Source organism: Bartonella sp. CL25QHWL (assembly GCF_042195335.1).
In the GTDB taxonomy this organism is placed as follows: Bacteria; Pseudomonadota; Alphaproteobacteria; order Rhizobiales; family Rhizobiaceae; genus Bartonella.
In genome coordinates this window covers 1-1,104 of sequence record NZ_JBHIOE010000063.1, presented here as the reverse complement: position 1 = coordinate 1,104, position 1,104 = coordinate 1, and the positions used below count along the sequence as shown (strand labels likewise).

The 1,104-nt window shown below is 30.1% G+C and carries 1 protein-coding gene; it reads left to right on the top strand.

Translation table 11 applies throughout. The features are described 5' to 3' along the window. Positions 1-298: autotransporter outer membrane beta-barrel domain-containing protein (locus tag ACFILY_RS09460; protein WP_375637989.1), on the top strand; the 298-nt coding region annotated here is incomplete at its 5' end. Positions 299-1,104: the final 806 nt, after the last annotated feature.

Sequence of the window (1,104 nt, the reverse complement as noted above, 5' to 3'; positions counted from 1 at the left end):
GGTGGGGCGTGTTGGTGGGCGTTTAAGCAAGACACTTAATGTTTCTGAAGAGGGACGTGTCGTTTCTTTTTATAGTAAGCTTTCTTATTTGCATAGTTTTGAAGATAAGCAATTTGTTTCTTTTAAAAACGATTTCCAATTAGGTTTTTTTGGTTCTTTTTTGGAAGCAGGTCTTGGGTTTAATGCTCGTCTTTCTTCAAAATTTTTTCTTCATGGAGATGTAACTTATCAGCATAAATTTAAGAAAGCTGGTTTTTCTGGAGCCAGTTTCTCTGCTGGATTGCGCCATCTTTTTTGAAGAGATATAATGTGCATTTTTATATGAAAGGCAGAAGATTTTTCTGCCTTTTAATGTATTGAAATTTATTTTTCCTCATCAATATGGTTATTTTTTTGATATAAAAGATTACAATAGATGCTTTCTTCTATGCGATGAGGAATTTTCCTAAAATTTTGATATTAAGATATGGGGGCAGATTTCATTGTGAATGTGAGAAGCTTGAATGCTAAATTCTTGTGGTATAATCTTTTAAAAGAGACGATATTGATGGTTGTTTTTGTCCATTTCTTTATTATATTTTATAGATCATAAGTTTAGTCTTTACGAGATTTATGCATTTTTTTGAATTTTGTTTTAGAACTTTATTTACGTTTATATCATTTCATACGCATATTATTTGTTTCCTTTTTTAGGATGTTTACTTAAGAATTTTGGAGAAATACTTGTTTTTAGAACAAACAGAGGGAGTTTGAGGTCAAATTATAATAAAAGTAAAGTATGCTTTATCGTATTGTTACGGTTGTTGTTTTGTAAATGATAGGTGGCAGAGAAATTTTGATTGGATACAGGATATTATTTTTATTGCGGTTATGCGCGGATATCATCATTCTTTTTTCAGCATTCAATATTTGCGCAGATTTTAGCACTCGAGAATGTTCATAAGAAGCAATTCACCTTTTTTTCAAAAGTCCTTCTTTACATGCCAGCTTCGTTTGTGATGAACAAGGGGTTAATTGATTAAATATAAACAGGTTTGAATGAAAGAAATTTATAATATTCAGTTTTTTATTGAATATGTAGAATGATGAGTGAGTATTCTAAAT